Genomic DNA, 19,524 nt, shown 5'->3' with positions numbered 1-19,524 from the left:
AGGTGTTTCGAGGAGGGCCTATGGAACAAGAACGGTCTAAGCTGCTTGGTACTGAGGAAATCGGCAAGCTCTTATGGCAGTTTTCTCTACCGGCAATGGCCGGTATGATTATTAATGCATTATATAATGTGGTGGATAGTATCTTTGTGGGCAATGGCGTAGGCGAGATCGGTTTGACGGCTGTTACTATTGCCTTTCCTATTATGATTATCTTTATGGCGTTTGGCATGCTCGTCGGGGTGGGGGCTACCTCGCTTGTGTCGATTAAATTGGGAGAAGGAAAGCCTGCAGAAGCGGAAGCAATTATGGGAAACGCCTTATCAATGGCGTTGCTACTAGCAGTTATACTTACTCCGCTTACGCTTTTTTGGCTTGATCCCCTGTTGATTTTTGCTGGGGCTGGTCCTGATGTTCTGCCTTATGCTCGGGAATTTTCGCGGATTATTGTGAGCGGGACGATTTTTATGTTTTTAAGTTTTGGCTTAAATAATCTAATCAGAGCGGAAGGCCATCCGAAAATAGCCATGATGACCATGGTGATTTCAGCAAGTTTAAATATGATATTAAATCCTCTATTTATTTTTCAGTTTCACTGGGGAATCGCTGGTTCAGCTGCGGCCACGGTTTGTTCGCAATTTGTCGCTTCCCTGTGGGTTTTGGCTTATTTCTTCGGGGGAAAAAGTACTTTGAAATTTCGCTGGCATAATCTTATTTTGCGTAAATCAATTCTCTCTGGGATTTTCTCTATTGGACTGTCTCCTTTTTTGATGCAGATTGGCGCTAGTGCCATTACGCTGTTTTCCAATGCGGCATTGTTAGCCCATGGCGGTGATTTAGCTGTGGCAGCTATGGGGGTTATCAATCGAATCGTCCTGCTTATTTTGATGCCTGTATTTGGCATTCAGCAGGGCGTACAGCCTATTATTGGCTTTAATTACGGAGCAAAACAATATGAGCGGGTGACTGAAGCGCTGCATAAAGCCGTTTTTGCCGCTACGGCCCTTTGTATCGGCGGGTTTCTCATTGTACAGATATTCGATCGCGAGATTATTCGTCTATTTAATGACAATGAAGAGCTTATTGCCATTGGTTCCTGGGGAATTCGTCTATCTTTATCGATGTTGCCTGTAGTGGGGTTTCAAATCGTGGGCGCTAATTATTTTCAAGCTGTGGGACGGGCAAAATATGCCATTTTATTTAGTTTGTCGCGACAGGTAATTATTTTAATTCCACTGCTATTTATTCTGCCTTCATTTTGGGGGCTTACGGGCGTTTGGTTGGCCAGTCCTACGGCTGATTTCGCTTCCTCCTTGTTAACAGGCTTCTTTTTGTGGCGGGAGTTGAAAAAGTTAAGGCAGTTGCATCAAGCCTAGATTTTGGTTTTGTTTTTTCGCTTTTTGCTTTACTTTTATGGTTACAGCAGTTACAATAAAATGGTTAACGTAAATGTTTGTTTGCGTTAACCATTTTATTGTTTTATAAGTTAATTTGAAATTTGATTATGGTTAACGAACGAGGTGTGTTATGGAAGATACAATCATTGCTTTAGGGAAAAAAGTACTGTCGGGCCAATCAATCAGCCCGGAAGAAGCTCTTAGTCTTACGGAAATAACGGCAATTGATGTGCCGCTTTTAGCTGCCTATGCGAATAAGATTCGCGATCATTTTGCCGGAAACTCTGTAGAACTTTGTGGTGTTATTAATGCACGGTCTGGTCAGTGCAGCGAAGATTGTAAGTTTTGCTCTCAGTCAGTTTATTATGAGACAAATTCGCCTGTATATGAACTGTTAGACAAAGAAGAAATTGTAGCAAAGGCTTTAGAGATTGCTACTCACGGAGCGAAACGGACAAGCCTTGTAACAAGCGGCAAAGGAATGGAGAATGATCCTGATTTTCCCGCGTTAGTAACCTTGCTGAAAGAGACAGGCAGAGCGACAGGACTTGCTGTTTGTGCCAATTTAGGGACCTTAGGCGAAAACGAAGCTAAAGCGTTAAAAACAGCCGGAATTCGTCGTTATGCCCATAATATTGAAACAAGCGAGCGGTTTTATCCTTCTATCTGTACAACTCATCCTTATACTGAGAGAATTGCAACAATCAGGGCGGCGAAGGCCGCTGGTCTAGAACTTTGTACTGGCGGAATTATTGGCTTGGGGGAAAGTTGGGAAGATCGCATTGCTATGGCTTTTACCTTAAAAGAGCTTGATGTAGATTCTGTTCCGTTAAATATTTTAAATCCGATTCCTGGTACCGCTCTGGCCGATCAGGCGCCTCTTGCGCCGCTAGAAATTTTGCAAACCTTTGCGCTGTTTCGGTTTATTTTACCAGATAAAGTGATTCGTCCTGCCGGAGGACGCGAAGTCAATCTACGTGATTTGCAGGGAGCTTTGCTAATAGGCGGCGCTAATGGACTTATCATTGGCAATTATTTGACGTTCACTGGGCGGAATACGTCTATGGATTTACAGCTTGTAACTGATGCCGGTTTAACGGCGAAATAGAAGAATCGAGGAGGACATAATATGAGTTATGATTTGATTTTTTCATTAGGCAAGAAGGTATTAGACGGTGGCAGTTTAACCTTTGAAGAAGCGATGGCTTTAACGGAAATTGATCCAATTGATGTACCGATTTTGCTTGCTGTGGCGAATAAAGTACGAGAAAAGTTTACTGGTAATGCTGTTGATACTTGTCAGATCGTCAACGCTCGTTCGGGCGGCTGTAGTGAAGACTGTAAATTTTGTGCGCAGTCAGGCCATCATGAAGTAAAACTGGAAGTGTACCCACTGATGACGGAAGACGAGATTGTGGCAGCAGCGAAAAAAGCAGAAAATGCCGGAGCCTATCGGTTTTGCATTGTTACAGCAGGACGCGGCATGGAAAATGATGCTGATTTTGCTAAAATTCTGGGAGCGATTCGCCGGATTGGTCAAGAGACGAAGTTAAATCGTTGTTGTTCTTTAGGTACATTAGAGGAAGAGCATGTAGCTGCTTTAAAAGAAGCTGGCATTACACGTTACCATCATAATCTAGAGACAAGTGAAAATCATTTCTCCAGTATTTGCACAACTCATACTTTTGAAGAACGGATCGCCACTATAAAAAAAGTGAAGGCTGCCGGTCTTCAGGCTTGTTCTGGCGGCATTATCGGTCTTGGCGAGTCCTGGCGTGATCGCGTAGAAATGGCTTTTACGCTCCAAGAACTTGATGTAGATTCTGTGCCGATGAATGTGTTAAATCCTGTACCAGGTACGGCTCTTGATGGTCAGGCACAGCTGCCGCCTTTAGAAATTTTACAGACATTTGCTATTTTCCGCATGGTTTTGCCAGGGAAAATTTTGCGCTATGCTGGTGGTAAAGAACGCAATTTAGGCGATCTTGTGCCGTTGGGATTCCTTTCCGGTATTAACGGTATGTTGATCGGCGACTATTTGACGACAAAAGGCCGGGGAGCTTCGAAAGATATTCATACTGTTACTGAATTAGGTATGGATCCTTTGTGTGCAAAAGCGGAGTAATCGATTAAAAAAGTATACAAATATGCTTGACAAACTAACAAAACATTGTAATAATGTAAAAAAGCAATGAACAGGACATACAAGTTTAGTCAGGCGAATGCAGAGAGTCGGTGGTAGGTGCGAACCGGTAGAGTCGATTAAACTCATCTCACCTGGGAGCTCTTACTCTGAGCCATTTGATGAATGGTTAGGAGCTAGGCGATTTCGAGCGTTAATCGAGACCTATTTCTGTGAAGCAGAGATAAAAGTGAAACATAGGGTGGTACCGCGGATCACGCCCCTATTCGACTGATAAGTCGGATAGGGGCTTTTTGTGCTTTCATTTTTACTTTGCCAGAAAAAAATATAGTAGATGGGGAGAGCGGCATGAGAGAAAAACGCATTTATATTTTTGATACGACCCTCCGCGATGGCGAACAGACTCCAGGCGTATCGCTTGGCGCTGATGACAAACTGGAAATTGCCAAGGCACTAGCCAAGCTGAATGTAGACATCATCGAAGCCGGTTTTCCTGTTGTCTCGCCAGGCGATTTTGCTGGTGTAGAACAAATTGCCAAAACAATTAAGGGACCAGCGATTGCGGCTTTAGCAAGAGCCCATAAAAAGGATATCGAAGCAGCGTATCAGGCTTTGAAAGCAGCCGATTATCCGGTTATTCATACTTTTTTAGCGACAAGTGATATTCATTTGGAATATAAACTAAAAATGAGCCATGAGCAGGCTTTGCAGCAAGCAGTGGAAGCCGTAAAGTTTGCTCGGACACTCGTCAAGGATATTGAGTTTTCGGCGGAAGATGCGTCGCGTAGCAATTGGGATTATTTGAGCAAAGTCTATAGCGCGGTTATTGCCGCTGGAGCTACCGTTATTAATGTACCTGATACGGTGGGCTATATGGCGCCCAATGAATTTGCCGCTTTAATCCGGCATTTACAGCAGAATGTCGTGGGGATTGATCAGGTCAGGATTAGTGTGCATTGTCATAATGACTTAGGTATGGCAGTCGCGAATTCGCTAGCGGCAGTCGGCGCAGGGGCGACGCAGGTGGAAACGGCTGTAAATGGCTTGGGAGAAAGGGCTGGCAATGCTGCTTTAGAAGAAATCTTAATGGCCCTAGCAACTCGTAAAGATTATTTTGGGGCGTCTGCTAAGGCTGATACGAAACAGATTTACCGGACTTCGCGTCTTGTGGCGAATCTAAGTGGTGTAGCTGTACAGCCTAATAAAGCGATTGTCGGCGATAACGCCTTTGCTCATGAATCGGGGATTCACCAACATGGTGTTTTAAATAATGCTCTTACCTATGAAATTATGTCGCCGGAAACGGTGGGAATTAGTCGTAATGCACTCGTTCTCGGTAAGCATAGCGGCCGTCATGCTTTTGTCTCGCGCCTGCAAGAAATGGGCTACCAGCTTGAGGATGATAGGCTTGATGAACTGTTTGTGAAATTTAAAGATTTAGCCGATCGTAAAAAAACAATTTTTGATAAAGATATTGAAGCGTTACTTACGGAAAAAGTTTTGGAAGTAAAAGAGACGTACCGCTTATTGTCGCATCAGGTGATTAGCGGCAGTCAGGCGATGGCTACAGCTACGGTTCGGCTAGAGTCAGAAAATACAATGATTGAACAAGCTTGTTCGGGAACCGGACCGATTGATGCCCTTTTTAATGCGATTGCTGCTGGGATTGGCGAAGCGATTGTATTAAAAGATTACCAGTTGAAGGCCGTTACTTCTGGCGAGGACGCCTTAGGCGAGGCAACAGTACGAGTGGAGCGAGACGGTCGAAGTTTTAGTGGTCGCGGCTTAAGTACCGATGTCATCGAGGCTAGTGCTAAGGCCTATTTACAGGCTGTGAATAAACTTTGCTCTGCTTGCGGACAACATCAGGCAGTAGAAGCGGTAGGAGGAATGTAAATGCAACCCATGACAATGACAGAGAAGATTTTGGCAAAACATGCGGACAAAGAGTTTGTTCGCCCTGGTGAATTGATTGAGTGTAAAGTAGATCTTGTCTTAGGCAATGATATTACGGCGCCGCCAGCGATGGATGAATTTGAAAAAATCGGTAAGAGCGTGTTTGATAAAGATAAAATTGTCTTAGTTCCTGATCATTTTGTGCCGAATAAAGATATTAAATCGGCTGAAATGGTGCGTCGCGTTCGCGAATTTGCTAGAGAACACGAAATTACGCACTTCTTCGAGGTGGGCCGTATGGGCATTGAACATGTTTTACTGCCAGAAGCTGGCCTTACCTTGCCTGGTGAAGTGATTATCGGCGCCGATTCCCATACTTGTACCTATGGTGCGGTTGGCGCTTTCGCGACAGGCGTTGGCTCGACGGATATGGGAGCTAGCATGGCCACAGGCCAGACCTGGTTTAAAGTTCCTGCTTCGATTCAGGTCGAACTTACTGGCGCTTTACCCAGAAACGTAAGCGGGAAAGACGTGATCCTGACCTTGATTGGAATGATTGGTGTTGAAGGGGCCCGCTATCAATCATTGGAATTTACCGGTTCAGGGCTAGCATCATTGTCTATGGCTGACCGTTTTACCATTGCGAATATGGCGATTGAAGCAGGTGGTAAAAATGGAATTTTTCCGGTCGATGAAGTGACTAAGAGCTATTTAACCGGGCGGACAAATCGCGTATGGGAAGCGGTTACGGCTGATACTGACGCTGTTTATGAGCGAAAAATAACAATTCATTTGTCTGATTTAACGCCGGTTGTAGCATTGCCTCATTTGCCGGAAAATGTGAAAAAAGTTTCGGAAGTGGGCCAGATTGAGATTGATCAAGTAGTTATTGGTTCCTGTACGAACGGACGGATAGAAGATCTGGCTATTGCGGCGGAAATTATGGCGGGGAAAAATGTTCATCCTAAAGTCAGAGCTATTATTATTCCTGGCAGTCAAGCGGTTTACATGGAAGCCGTAAAAAAAGGCTATGTAGAAACCTTTATCAATGCTGGCGCTGTTGTAAGCACGCCAACTTGTGGACCTTGTCTCGGTGGCTATATGGGGATTTTGGCTAAAGGCGAAAAGGCTGTTTCCACAACGAACCGCAATTTTAAAGGCCGTATGGGTCATATTGATAGTGAAGTGTATTTGGCTGGGCCTGCTGTGGCTGCAGCCAGTGCGATACTGGGGAAAATTGCGGCACCAGAGGAGGTACAATAATGTTTACAGGAAAAGTTTGGCGTTATGGCGATAATGTAGATACAGACGTAATTATTCCGGCAAGATATCTCAATACGTTTGATCCAGCAGAACTGGCGAAGCATTGCATGGAAGATATTGATTCAACCTTTGCCCAGGAAGTAAAAGCAGGTGATATTATTGTAGCAAGCCGTAATTTTGGCTGTGGCTCGTCCCGTGAGCATGCACCCATTGCGATTAAAGGCAGCGGCGTTCCCTGTGTCATTGCGGAAAGTTTTGCCCGAATTTTTTTTCGAAATGCCATTAATATCGGCCTGCCTGTTCTGGAAATCGGCAGTGACGTTCATAAAATTAACGCAGGTGATACGCTGGAAGTGGATGTGACGGCAGGAATTATTAAAAATATAACTTCTGGTGATACGTATCAAGTGCAGCCTCTGCCCGCATTTATTCAAAAAATTACTGCCGCTGGCGGCCTGATTGAATATGTGAAAGGCGGGAACTGACTGTGAGCTATCAAATTACGGTAATTGGCGGCGATGGAATCGGTCCGGAAATTGTAGCGGCGGCAGAGCCGATTTTAGCGCAAGCTTTGGGAAAATGCCACAAGAATGTTACTTTTACTGCGGCGCTGGCTGGCGGTGCTGCCTTGGACGCTGCGGGGATTCCTTTACCTACGGCAACGATAGAAGCCTGCCGGAAAGCGGACGCCATTTTGCTTGGTGCGGTAGGCGGTCCTAAATGGGATCAGGTAGCGCCTACACTAAGGGCGGAAAAGGCGATTCTTGGATTGCGCCAAGAATTAAAGCTTTTTGCCAATCTGCGTCCGATCAGGGTGTCAAAGGCCTTAATGGAGCGGTCTCCCTTAAAGACGGAACTTGTTGATGGCGTTGATATTATGATTGTCCGAGAATTAAACGGCGGTATTTATTTTGGCGAACGTCAGGAAGGAAACGAAGCGGCAGGCTTGACTTCTGCTTATGATAAAGAAGAGTATACTGTGGCTGAAATCGAACGGATTGCTGCTGTAGCTGTAGCGGCGGCAAAACTTCGTAATCGCAGGATTACTTCTGTTGATAAAGCCAATGTACTCGCTACGTCGCGCCTGTGGCGTCGTACCATGGATCGCATTGCCGCCAAGGAGTCTGAGCTAGAGATTAAGCATCTTTATGTTGATAATTGCGCCATGCAGCTTATTTTAAATCCTAAGCAGTTTGACGTCATTGTAACAAGTAATCTTTTTGGCGATATTTTAAGCGATGAGGCGGCTGTTTTAACTGGTTCGATTGGTATGCTACCTTCGGCTAGTCTTGGTGAAGGCCCTGGTCTCTATGAACCGATCCATGGTTCGGCGCCTGATATTGCCGGACAAGATCTGGCGAATCCCCTTGGCACTATTTTGGCAGCGGCCATGCTTTTGCGTTATTCACTGAAAGAAGAGAACGCTGCAACTTTGATTGAACAGGCTGTTGACAATGTTTTGGCCCAAGGCTATCGGACCGGTGATTTGTATGAGATTGGCTTAACTAAGGTATCTACAAGCAAAATGGGCGAGCTAGTGGCGGCAGAACTGGCCAAATTGTAGTTTTTGGAATGAAAGTTGTTGTCTGTTATTTTACGTATTATAGAAAATTCCAGTAGAAAGCTGTTGACAGATTTTTATCAGAGTGATATGATCTTAACAACAAATTCATAAAAACTATGACTCTTATCGAGAGTGGTCGAGGGACTGGCCCTATGACGCCCGGCAACCTGCAGCAATGCGGTGGTGCTAAATCCAGCAAGACGTATTTGTCTTGAAAGATGAGAGGAAATGCGGGATATATATGAAACCCCTTTCCTCGGAAAGGGGTTTTTCGTTTTCCCCTCGTAAGAGTCGCTACAAGGTTGCTGTGAATGAACATTAGAAAGGGTGAGGACCATGAGTGAGGTGAAAGCCGGCGCTTGTGAAGGAAAAAGAATAGAACAGGCAAGACAGGAGAGTCTCGGTAACGAGCAGGATCATGAAATTACGATCGTGATTCGTAATGGAGTTGTAGTGAAGTTTGAACAAAGATGGGGCGTTTTATAAATCAATTACGAAAGAGGGTTCATAAAATGAAAAAATTTTCTTTGGCTGCTATTGCGTTAGTCCTAACTGCCTTTTTGCTAGGGGGCTGCGGTGGCGGCGATTCACAAAAACAAGCATCAAATTCAGGTAAAACAGTATTAAAAGTAGGGGCGACAGCCGTACCTCATGCCGAAATTCTGAATGCTATTAAACCGACCTTAGCCAAAGAAGGCATTGATTTGCAGGTTGTTGAATTCAGCGATTATGTACAGCCGAATATGGCTCTTGCTGATAAAGAATTAGATGCTAATTTCTTCCAACATATTCCTTATTTAGAAAAGTTCAGTGCGGAACATAATTTGAAATTGGGCTATACGGTGGCAGTTCATATTGAACCAATGGGCGTTTACTCCAAAAAGATCAAGAATCTTAGTGAACTCCAAAATGGAGCGCAAATAGGTATTCCCAATGATCCTACCAATGGCGGCCGGGCGCTGGCTTTACTAGAAAAAGCTGGATTGATTACTTTAAAAGAGGGCGTTGGGATTAAGGCAACCGTTGCTGATATTAAAGACAATCCGAAAAATTTGAAATTCCGCGAATTGGAAGCTCCTCAGTTGCCTCGTTCCCTTGATGATCTGGGGGCTGCGGTGATTACGACAAATTATGCTTTGGAAGCAAAACTGGTACCGACGAAAGATGCCTTATTTATTGAGTCGAAAGATTCGCCTTATGCCAATATCTTAGCAGTACGTAAAGGCGATGAAAACCGTCCGGAAATTCAAAAATTATCAAAAGTCCTAAACTCTGAGGAAGTTAAGAAGTTTATTGAAGAAAAATATAAAGGCGCAGTAGTTCCTGCTTTTTAAACAGCGGCTTTATTGAACCATAATCTATACATTAAAACAGGAAACTGTCTTTGGCGGCAGGAATCGATAAAAGATTCTTATGCGGCTAAAGACAGTTTTTTAGCTATTATTATTATTTTCAAATAATTTGTCGAATCATAGAATTATTTTTTGCTAAGAGAAGGGAATAGCAGGAAAGTGTCAGTTACATGTGGAAGTATTCCTAGTAAATTAGTATGAATTGAAGGTGATACTATGAATAATCCTTCACAAAATAAGCGGCCCCATGTGGTCATTATCGGTGCAGGTTTCGGCGGGATTAAAGCAGCGCAGTCTTTGGCGGATGCGCCAGTAGATGTTACTTTGATTGATCGTCATAACTACCATTTGTTTCAGCCTCTATTATATCAAGTAGCTACAGCTGGTTTGGCTCCTGACGATGTGGCAAAGCCTGTAAGGGCTATTTTACGGGGACAAAAGAATTTGATTTTCTGCATGGCTGAAGTGCAGGGGATTGACTGGGATCATAAAGTGGTAAAGACCGATTCTCGTGATTTTTCCTATGATTATTTGATTCTTGCGGTCGGCGGCGAGACCAATCATTTTGGCATGAAGAACGTGGCCGAGAAATCATTCGGTTTAAAAACAGTCAATGAAGCGATTGAAATTCGTAACCACATCTTGTCAATGTTTGAACTGGCTGAACATGAACAGGATTTGGAAAAACGGCGGGCCATGCTCACCTTTGCGATTGTTGGCGGCGGTCCTACTGGCGTGGAATGCGCTGGCGCTTTATCAGAGTTGGTACATCATGTACTTGTGAAAGAATACACCAATGTTAACTTCAAAGAGGTCCGCATTATGCTGATTCAAGCAGTAGACCATTTACTGCCAGGTATGCCTGCGGATTTAAGCGAGGTAACAGCAAAAATACTTTGGGATAAAAAAGTAGATGTTCGTTTTGCGGCACAGGTCATTGATGTAGAAGGCGATAAGATTCTGTTAAAAGGCGGCGAAGTGATTCCTAGCAGAACCTTGATTTGGGCGGCAGGCATTCGATCCGCAGCTCTGCTTGATCAACTAACGATTGAGCAAGGGGCGCAAAAGCGGGCTGTAGTTAATGAAAAACTACAGATACCAGGCCATGAAGAAGCTTTTGTGATTGGTGATGCGGCTGCGTTTATTCAAGATGGCGCACCTTTGCCGACAATTGCCACTGTGGCCATTCAGCAAGGCGTTGTTGTGGCGGCAAATATTAAAAATTTGTTGGCAGACCGAGAACTGGTAACTTTTCGTTATAAAGATCCTGGTACTATGGCTACGATTGGTCGCAATGCCGCTGTGGTCAAAATTGGCAACTTTAAAACATCAGGCTTCTTTGCTTGGTTTTTGTGGCTTTTTGTTCATATTATGGCGCTGATGGGCTTTCGAAATCGCGTTTTTGTTTTCTTTAAGTGGGCTTGGGATTATGTTTTTTATGACCGAGCTGTGCGGATTATTACGAAAACTTAATAAGTATAAGATAGCGGCAGGTGTACAGTAACGCCTGCCGCCATCTTTTCCGGCACATTCGATTTACTGCCTTGAATAGGATAAAGCAGGATTTTTTTAGGAGGAAGAAGCTGGTGATAAAGCAGCGAAGACTGAAGAATTTGCCAGGCCCTATTCGTTTGACAGCAATACATTCAGTTTCGACTTTGCAGCTCGGTATCGCCTTAGCAGGCAAGCAGATTCTTGTCATTGATGTCCGTACTAGAGAAGAGTATGATTCTTTTCATATAAAGGGAACAATTTCTTTGCCGCTGGCTGAACTGGCTGAACGGATGCAGGAAATTCCTGTCGATAAAATTGTTTATATTTTGTGCCAAAGCGGCGGTCGTAGTTTGCAGGCAGCTAAGTTTTTGTTATCGCAGGGGTATAAAACAATCTACTATGTTCGGGGCGGCTTGAAAAATTGTCACTACCTTTTTGACAGAACGCAGGAACTTTGCCTGGGTTAAGGCGAAATAAAGAGTATATCAGCCGTTTTTGTATTATATTAATAGTTAAAGCTGTATGGATCGAAGTGGTAAGGAGAGATACCTGTGAACATGAGTGAAGAAGATGATCTACATCATATACCTTTGAAAACTTTGAGCGAAGTTATTGCAATGACCTCGCAGGAAATGGCTGCCGCTTCGCCTTTCGTCGCCTGTCATATGAAGTATTTAATGAGCCAGGCTGAATCCATTGCCGATACCGCTCTTAAAAAACAGACTTTGCAGCTTTTGGAAAATCCTGCGCCAACTTTTATGGTAAAGTTGAGTCGAACTGTTGAACAAGCAAAAATTACGGATCGTCTAGTTTCGGCGGGACTCTATGACAAAAATTCCAGCGGAACAGGGAAAAATCTGCCGTTGTTTCCGCCAGCAAAGGATTATCGAGTTGCACCTCAGCCTTTTTACAGCGCACCCGGCAGCGGTTACTTTCGCCATCATGCCTATCCTGGCGGATTGGCTGTTCATACGTCAGTCAATTTACGCTCGGCTTTGGCTCTTTCGGCTATTTATGAAGAGAGTTATGCTGTATCGACGAATCAAGATATTTTGATTGCGGCGCAGATCGCCCATGATTGCCAAAAGCCTTGGGTATTGCAATGGCTGGAGAATGGACGGATTTTTCCTCAGGCTACACTAGCTTTTACAGGCAGTCATCATGTCTTTGGTCTAGCAGAAACGATGACGCGCAATTTTCCGCCGGAAGTGATTATTGCGCAGGCTTGCGCCCATAATCACTTGGCGGCAAAGGAAGCGGAGGCGCTTATTGTCGGTTGGCTGCGGGCAGCAGCGATTCTTGCTGGTAAAGATCCTGTAAAAGAAAAATATCTTGAGCCGAGCGGACGAATTCTGAATCGGCCCAGACGGCTAGAAAACTGCATGACTCATTTGGGAGATCATAATTGGGTGGTTAGTTTACCAGCCAGCCAGTGGAGCAGTCCGCTGTTAGAAAGACTAGCAGTGCAGGAATATCGTTTCAGCGACAGTGATCTAAAAGGTAGGCCTTTTTATCAATTAAGAAACTATATTTTTTCACAAGTGACAACTCTGTTGTTTTACGATACTTATGCGCAGGAAGGCATGAATGGCTTACGGCGCTTAGTACGACGTTTTGTAAAGCATGAATGAGAAAAGGCCCTCGTTTGCCGTAACGAATCCTGCGGCAGTTGAGGGCCTTTTCTCATTTGTTTTTTGTGAACTTATTTTAAAACGGCGCCCGTGTTCGCAGAGGTTACTAGGCGAGCATAGCGGCTTAGATAGCCTGTTTTTACTTTCGGTTCAGGTTTTTTCCAGTCAGCGCGGCGTTTTTCCAGTTCCTCTGGAGCAATTTTAAGATCCAGTTGACGATTGGGGATATCAATATGAATCGTATCGCCTTCTTGAATTAGTGCGATTGGGCCTCCCTCCATGGCTTCTGGCGAGATATGACCAATGCAAGCGCCTTGGGTCGCACCGCTGAAGCGCCCATCAGTGAGCAGGGCTACGTTTAAGCCCATACCGGTAATCACTGCTGTTGGATTTAGCATCTCCCGCATACCAGGGCCGCCTTTAGGACCTTCGTAGCGAATTACGACAACATTACCATCGGTAACTTTTCCGCCCATAATCGCTTCAATCGCGGCTTCTTCTGAATCATATACTTTGGCTGTACCAGTAAATACCAGCATAGACTCTTTTACGGCGCTTTCTTTTACGACAGCGCCGTCTGGTGCTAAATTGCCTTGTAAAATAGCAATCCCGCCGCGCTTACGGTAGGGAGCTTCGATGGAGTGGATGACATCAGGTCTGATAATAGCACTTTGGGCAATACGGTCGCCAATGGTGCCAGCGACAGTCTGACAGTCTTGGTGAATGACATCTGCTTTGGCAAGTTCACCAAGGACAGCGTTTATTCCACCAGCTTCATTCAAGTCGACCATATGATGGGCGCCGCTAGGACTTAATTTTGTAATATAAGGTGTTTTGGCGCTGATTTCATCAAACAATTCTAAGGGGAGCGTTAAACCTGCTTCATGGGCAATCGCGGTTAAATGTAACACCGTGTTAGAAGAGCCGCCAATACCCATATCGACAGCAATCGCATTTTCAAAGGCTTCTTTAGTGAGGATTTGTCGCGGCAGCACCTGTTCTTTTACTAAATCAAGAATGATATGCCCCGCTTGTTTGGCTAAAGCGCGGCGGGCGCCAAAATAAGCGGCGGGAATAGTGCCATTGCCGGGAAGACCCATGCCGAGAACTTCTGTTAAACAGTTCATGGTGTTTGCCGTAAAGAGACCGGCGCAGGAGCCACAGCCAGGACAAGCGGCTTTCTCAATATTTTGTAATTCTTCCTTGTCGATTTGGCCAGAGGCAAATTTACCTGCTGCTTCAAAGACCGTGCTGACACTAATATCGCGGCCTTCATAGCGACCAGGCAGCATGGGGCCGCCACTGACGACAATGGCTGGAATGTTGATGCGGGCTGCAGCCATAAGCATGCCAGGAACAATTTTATCGCAGTTGGGGATCAGTACTAGACCGTCAAATTTATGGCCGATTGCCATCGCTTCAATGCTGTCTGCTACAAGTTCCCGCGAGGCTAAAGGAAATTTCATTCCTTCATGGCCCATGGCAATCCCATCGCAGATTCCGATCGCCGGAAACTCTACTGGTGTACCGCCAGCCGCTAAAATACCATATTTTACAGCCTCCGTAATTGTATCAAGGTGCATATGCCCTGGGATAATCTCATTTTTGGCGTTTACAACACCAATTAATGGTTTTTTAAGATCATCATCGGTATATCCCATAGCATAAAAGAGTGAGCGGTGCGCAGCTCTCGTCGGACCAACTTTCACTTCATCACTTAACATAAGTAATCCTCCTTAACCAAACAATTCGATGTGTTGAAATAAAAAACAGTGTAAAGTTGTACATTTCGCTCTGGTGGCAGATATTCCTCTTTTGTTTATGAAAAAAGAAAAAGCTTTTATAAGCAGCAGGACTTAGCTGGAAAAATGACGAAATTTACTAGATTAAATTAATGCAAGGAAAGCGAGCAAATTATGTCTAAAGACACGAGTCTCAGGCAATTTATCCGATTCCATTCTGACCCGATGCTTGTAGTCGATTCAGAACAGAAAGTCTTTTTTATCAATAAAGCGGCTAAAAAAAGGTTGAATTTTTCGTCAGCCTTACAAGTAGGACAAGTTTTTCCTTATGAACTCAAGTCAGGAAATGTTGTGCCTGTAGACGCTGATCAACCGGGAAAGATTTTTTGGATGGAGCTTTCTGTTGCCCAAGCTTTATATGAAGAAAAGATGCTGTCCATAGTTACTTTTCGCGATGTGACAAAGCAGTATTTGCAACGTGAGAAAATTCTTCAATTGACTCGGGCCGTGGAACAGAGCCCGGTTACTGTTGTTATTACTGATAGAGAGGGAAATATTGAATATGTCAATCCGCGCTTTACGCAAATTACTGGCTACACTTTTGCGGAGGTTTACGGCAAAAACCCTCGTATCTTAAAGTCGGGGGAACAGCCAGCAGATTTCTATCAGGAACTTTGGAACACGTTGTTGTCTGAAAAGGAATGGCGCGGTGAATTTCAGAATAAGCGCAAAGATGGCAGCTTTTATTGGGAATATGCGCTCATTGTACCTATTCGCAATTCTTCTGGCACAGTTACCCATTATTTGGCGGTGAAGGAAGATGTTACGACACAGAAACGGCAGCAAGAGGAATTATATCTTGCTCACGAAGAGTTGGAACGGATTTTCAATTCAGCAGCTGACGCTATGTGCGTAGTTTCCTCGGATGCTACGATTTTGCGGATTAATAATGCTTTTATGGAATATTTTCAAATTACCAGGGAAGAGTCCGTTGGCAAAAAAGACTATGAAGTTTTTAACAACGCTTTTTGCTGGATGGATTCCTATAGACCTTTGCCAATGGCTGATGGCTCCTATCATAGCGAAAGAGATGTCGATATTCAGCGGCGCGATGGACAATGGCGATCTTTTATTGTTTCGACAACTCCTTTTTTTGATGCAACAGGCGAGCTTGCTGGTACGATTAAAAATTTTAAGGATATTACCGAACGCAAACGATCAGAAGAGTCTTTAAAAAAGGATTTTTTGTTGGCGAGTCGAATACAAAGAGAAAGTCTACCCGTTCCGATTCAAAATCATCGCGTCAGCATGGATATGATTTATGCGCCGTTAAATCATGTAAGTGGTGATTTTTTTGGCTATTCTTATGATCCGATAGATGATACGTTGAATGGCTGTGTGCTTGATGTAATGGGCCACGGTTTAGCGACGGCGCTGCAAACGATGGCAATTCGCGTTTTGTTTGAGCAGACTAGAGAAAGAAAAGGCTCGCTTGCCAGTAAGATGGCTTGGTTAAACCAGGCAATTACCCCTTACCTTGCGGAGGATACTTTTGCTGCAGCTATTATTTTTGAATTTGATTTTAAAGCGCAAAAACTGACCTATGTTTCTTGTGGTATTCATTATTTTCTCATGAAGCAACCAGGAAAAGCTGCTAAAATGCACCGCGTTTCCGGCGCTTTCTTAGGTCTCTTAGAAGATACGGTTTTTGAGGAAGAGCAGCAAAAGATTCAGGCAGGCGAACAATATTACTTTTTTACCGATGGGATTTACGATTTGTGGCAGGACGATTTATCGCAAGAAGCGACTTTTGCTGATGTGATGGCCCGACTGCAAAACCTGGCTTACTCAGAGGAACGGACTGATGATGCAACTGTTGTAGCGATCGAAGTGCTAAGTTGTGATGAGAAAAGCCGTTCTGAGAATTAAAGGAGGAGTAAAGATGGTACAAAATGTAACTGTAGTAAATAATGAAGTCCAAGTGAGTTTGTCTGGAAAAATTTATGTAGAGGAAGCCGCGACACTTAGACAGAATCTCATAGATTACATTGAAAAAGGCCATAAAGATTTTGTAATTAATATGGCTCAAGTTGATTATATTGACAGCTCTGGATTGGGTGTGTTAGTAGCAATTCAAAAACGGGCTCTGCAAAATGGCGGCGGCGTAGTAATTAAAGATCTACAGGGAATCGTCAAAGAATTATTTGAATTGACCCGCTTAACAAAAGTCTTTACGGTAATTTGATCAGGCTGTTAAAAGCAGCAATTTAATTTTAACTAGGAACTTGCTGTGTAGCCTGCAGCAAGTTTTTTTATTTTGGAGAAAACTATTGATGAGGTGATTGAAATGGCACAGGAAAATTATACGGATGAAGGGTTGGCTCTGATCCAGGAAACGCAGCAAATTACGGCATTAGCCCATCATCAGGAAGTGACGACAAGGCATTTGCTGTTAGCTTTGGTAAAAGCAGAACCGGAGTGGCTAGATTATGTTTTAAAAAGTTTGGCCGTTAAAAAGCGCGATCTTGTTCGCGGCGCAGAACGTCTTGTTGGACAAATTCCCGCTGTTCGTGGGGCGGAAAGCGCTTTACGGCTGGGGACTGACATGGTTCGCGTCAGCGCTAAGGCGCAGCAACTGGCCCAATCCTTTCATGAAGACCAGATAGCGCCGACACATTTGTTTTTAGCGTTACTCACAGAAGGTGAGCAGGAAGTCATTGCACTTTGTCGGTCGTTAGGACTTGACTATGGCCGCGTACAACAGCAGCTTGATCGCTATCAACAAGAACAAGGTGAAGGCAGTGGTGAATATAAACTGCTATTAAAATATGGGCGGGATTTGACGAAGCTAGCTAAAGACGGCAAAATTGATCCTGTGATTGGTCGTGATGAAGAAATTCGCCGCGTTATGGAAATTCTGTCGCGTCGCATGAAGAATAATCCAGTATTAATCGGTGAGCCTGGTGTTGGGAAGACCGCCATCGTTGAAGGGCTAGCGAGACGGATTGTAGCCGGAGATGTACCGGAGAATTTGAAAGACAAGCTCCTTTATTCGCTTGATTTAGGTTCCCTTGTTGCTGGCGCTAAGTATCGCGGTGAATTTGAGGAACGATTGAAGAAAGTTTTAAATGAAATTGTTCATTCCGAGGGACAGATTATTTTATTTATTGATGAGATGCACACGCTAATCGGCGCTGGCGCCGCGGAAGGCGCTATGGACGCCGGAAATTTATTAAAGCCGATGTTGGCTCGCGGTGAATTGCATTGTATTGGGGCGACAACGCTGAATGAATATAGACAGCATATTGAAAAGGATGCTGCTTTTGAACGACGGTTTCAGCCAGTTCTTGTTGCCGAGCCGTCGGTAGATGATACGATATCTATTTTGCGCGGTCTCAAAGAACGTTATGAAGTGCATCATGGCGTTAGAATTAAAGATGCTGCTCTAGTAGCGGCTGCGATGATGGCTGAGAGATATATTTCCGATCGCTTTTTACCGGATAAAGCTATTGATTTAGTCGATGAAGCAGCAGCGAAGCTGCGGACGGAAATTGACTCTATGCCAGCGGAGCTTGACGAAGTATCACGCCGAACATTGCAACTTCAGATTGAAGAGCAGGCACTGAAAAAAGAGACCGATCTTGCGTCAAAAGAGCGACTGGCAGTGATTCAAAAAGAATTGCAACAACTAGAAAGTGCATCAGCTAGCCTAAGAGAACAGTGGCAGAATGAAAAAAGCGGAATTGTGAAATTGCGTGCGATTAAGGCGGAAATTGATAAGGTTCGCACGGAGATGGAAGCGGCGGAACGGGCCTATGACTTAAATAAATTAGCCGAACTAAAATATGGGCGTCTGCCAGAGTTGGAAAAGAATCTTGTAAGGCAGGAAGAGGCTTTGCGCAGTGCTGCGGCGCAGTCGGTCCTCTTAAAGGAAGAAGTTGACGAAGACGATATTGCTAAAATAGTGAGTCGGTGGACGGGAATCCCCGTACAGCGCATGCTTACAGGCGACAGACAAAAATTGCTGCATCTTGCTGATATTATGCATGAACGGGTCATTGGACAGGAAGAAGCTGTGACAGCTGTAGCAGAATCGGTAATCAGAGCAAGAGCTGGACTGAAAGACCCAGGCAGACCGATTGGATCCTTTATTTTTCTAGGGCCCACCGGGGTTGGGAAAACAGAACTTGCTAAGACTTTGGCGGAAGTCCTCTTCGATGACGAGCGCAATTTAATCCGGTTAGATATGAGTGAATACATGGAGAAACATACGGTAGCTAGATTGATTGGGGCTCCTCCTGGCTATATCGGCTATGAAGAAGGCGGCCAACTGACGGAAGCAGTACGCCGTAAGCCTTACAGTGTTATTTTACTTGATGAAATTGAGAAAGCTCATTTTGATGTTTTTAATATTTTACTACAAATCTTGGATGACGGACGCTTGACAGACAGTAAGGGGCGTACTGTAGATTTTAAAAATACGATTATTATTATGACGTCAAACTTGGGATCGTCTGAAATTTTGGCGAAGGATTTTGATGAGGCGAAACAGGCCGTTGCGGCTTTATTGCAAAAATATTTCCGACCAGAATTTCTAAACCGAATTGATGATACGATTGTGTTTAAGGGATTGACCAAACCAGAAGTTGGTAAGATTGCTGGACTATTGCTGGAAAAACTCAAGGAGAGGTTGCAAGAGCAACGGCAGCTTGAGCTGAAATGGGATGACTCTGTGACAGCCTATTTAGCGGATCATGGCTATGATGCTCAATTTGGCGCTCGGCCGCTCCGCCGCTTTATTACGAAAACGGTAGAAACCAAGCTGAGTCAACTCCTGATTGCCGAAGACATTGCAGCCGAAAGCGCAATTTTTATGCATGCTGCTGCCACGATTGAATTTACTGTTACACCAAAAAATAAATAAAAAGATTTTGGTTTGATTAGACCAAGAGGCTGTTGCAAATAAGTTTATGCAACAGCCTCTTTTTGTAGCAAAGCATTTTTTTATGGCATAGTTTATTTTATCAAGGCAAGATGGCGCGACA

16 protein-coding genes and 1 riboswitch are annotated in these 19,524 nt (G+C 44.3%); of the genes, 15 read left to right on the top strand and 1 reads right to left on the bottom strand.

The genetic code is table 11. From position 1 onward, the window contains the following. Window positions 1-20: 20 nt before the first annotated feature. From AC0NJP_RS06635 to AC0NJP_RS06580, 12 genes are all read left to right on the top strand, one after another. Window positions 21-1,373, top strand: a complete 1,353-nt coding sequence (locus tag AC0NJP_RS06635) for an MATE family efflux transporter (RefSeq protein WP_474699245.1) — start codon at window positions 21-23, stop codon at window positions 1,371-1,373. 151 nt (window positions 1,374-1,524) lie between these two features. Then, window positions 1,525-2,502, top strand: a complete 978-nt coding sequence (gene bioB, locus AC0NJP_RS06630; RefSeq protein ID WP_474699244.1) for a biotin synthase BioB — start codon at window positions 1,525-1,527, stop codon at window positions 2,500-2,502. Between the two features lie 21 nt (window positions 2,503-2,523). Then, the gene (gene bioB / locus AC0NJP_RS06625) at window positions 2,524-3,519 is read left to right on the top strand and encodes a biotin synthase BioB (protein ID WP_474037609.1); all 996 of its coding nucleotides are present in this window, start codon (window positions 2,524-2,526) and stop codon (window positions 3,517-3,519) included. Window positions 3,520-3,885: 366 nt separating this feature from the next. Further along, on the top strand, window positions 3,886-5,433 hold the full coding sequence (locus AC0NJP_RS06620) for a 2-isopropylmalate synthase (protein WP_474699243.1): 1,548 nt from the start codon (window positions 3,886-3,888) through the stop codon (window positions 5,431-5,433). Beyond that, the gene (leuC, locus tag AC0NJP_RS06615) at window positions 5,434-6,696 is read left to right on the top strand and encodes a 3-isopropylmalate dehydratase large subunit (protein WP_474037613.1); all 1,263 of its coding nucleotides are present in this window, start codon (window positions 5,434-5,436) and stop codon (window positions 6,694-6,696) included. It abuts the gene before it with no gap. Next, window positions 6,696-7,181, top strand: coding sequence for a 3-isopropylmalate dehydratase small subunit (leuD, locus tag AC0NJP_RS06610; protein WP_474699242.1), 486 nt, complete (start codon window positions 6,696-6,698; stop codon window positions 7,179-7,181). Before leuC ends, leuD begins: the two co-directional genes overlap by 1 nt. A 2-nt stretch (window positions 7,182-7,183) precedes the next feature. Beyond that, complete coding sequence (leuB, locus tag AC0NJP_RS06605) at window positions 7,184-8,260, top strand: 3-isopropylmalate dehydrogenase (RefSeq protein WP_474699241.1); 1,077 nt, start codon at window positions 7,184-7,186, stop codon at window positions 8,258-8,260. 120 nt (window positions 8,261-8,380) lie between these two features. Continuing rightward, a riboswitch (SAM riboswitch) is annotated at window positions 8,381-8,485 on the top strand. Window positions 8,486-8,596: 111 nt separating this feature from the next. After that, window positions 8,597-8,746, top strand: a complete 150-nt coding sequence (locus AC0NJP_RS06600) for a hypothetical protein (protein WP_474699240.1) — start codon at window positions 8,597-8,599, stop codon at window positions 8,744-8,746. A 26-nt stretch (window positions 8,747-8,772) separates the two neighbouring features. Then, window positions 8,773-9,594 (top strand): MetQ/NlpA family ABC transporter substrate-binding protein, encoded by an 822-nt coding sequence (locus AC0NJP_RS06595; protein WP_474699239.1) that lies wholly within the window; start codon window positions 8,773-8,775, stop codon window positions 9,592-9,594. A 234-nt stretch (window positions 9,595-9,828) separates the two neighbouring features. Continuing rightward, window positions 9,829-11,085 (top strand): NAD(P)/FAD-dependent oxidoreductase, encoded by a 1,257-nt coding sequence (locus AC0NJP_RS06590; protein WP_474699238.1) that lies wholly within the window; start codon window positions 9,829-9,831, stop codon window positions 11,083-11,085. 113 nt (window positions 11,086-11,198) lie between these two features. Beyond that, the gene (locus AC0NJP_RS06585) at window positions 11,199-11,573 is read left to right on the top strand and encodes a rhodanese-like domain-containing protein (RefSeq protein WP_474699237.1); all 375 of its coding nucleotides are present in this window, start codon (window positions 11,199-11,201) and stop codon (window positions 11,571-11,573) included. Window positions 11,574-11,657: 84 nt separating this feature from the next. Next, a complete protein-coding gene (locus AC0NJP_RS06580) occupies window positions 11,658-12,737 on the top strand; it encodes a TAT (twin-arginine translocation) pathway signal sequence (RefSeq protein ID WP_474699236.1) in 1,080 nt (359 codons plus the stop codon). Between the two features lie 71 nt (window positions 12,738-12,808). On the opposite strand, the gene ilvD is transcribed toward AC0NJP_RS06580, so the two are convergent. Continuing rightward, on the bottom strand, window positions 12,809-14,461 hold the full coding sequence (gene ilvD, locus AC0NJP_RS06575; RefSeq protein ID WP_474699235.1) for a dihydroxy-acid dehydratase: 1,653 nt from the start codon (window positions 14,459-14,461) through the stop codon (window positions 12,809-12,811). A 192-nt stretch (window positions 14,462-14,653) separates the two neighbouring features. Here ilvD and AC0NJP_RS06570 point away from each other — a divergent pair, with 192 nt between their 5' ends. The 3 genes from AC0NJP_RS06570 (at window position 14,654) to clpB (ending at window position 19,403) form a co-directional block, all read left to right on the top strand. Continuing rightward, on the top strand, window positions 14,654-16,408 hold the full coding sequence (locus tag AC0NJP_RS06570; protein WP_474699234.1) for a SpoIIE family protein phosphatase: 1,755 nt from the start codon (window positions 14,654-14,656) through the stop codon (window positions 16,406-16,408). Window positions 16,409-16,421: 13 nt separating this feature from the next. Then, window positions 16,422-16,724 carry an STAS domain-containing protein gene (locus AC0NJP_RS06565; protein ID WP_474037628.1) on the top strand — a complete coding sequence of 101 codons (303 nt, stop codon included), beginning with the start codon at window positions 16,422-16,424 and terminating at the stop codon, window positions 16,722-16,724. 102 nt (window positions 16,725-16,826) lie between these two features. Next, entirely contained in the window at window positions 16,827-19,403 is a 2,577-nt protein-coding gene (clpB, locus tag AC0NJP_RS06560; RefSeq protein WP_474699233.1) for an ATP-dependent chaperone ClpB, read from the top strand. The last annotated feature ends 121 nt before the right edge of the window (window positions 19,404-19,524 follow it).

Source organism: Pelorhabdus sp. sgz311002 (assembly GCF_056134285.1).
The sequence above is the reverse complement of the archived record's forward strand: the minus strand, read 5'-3'. Positions and strand labels throughout refer to the sequence as shown.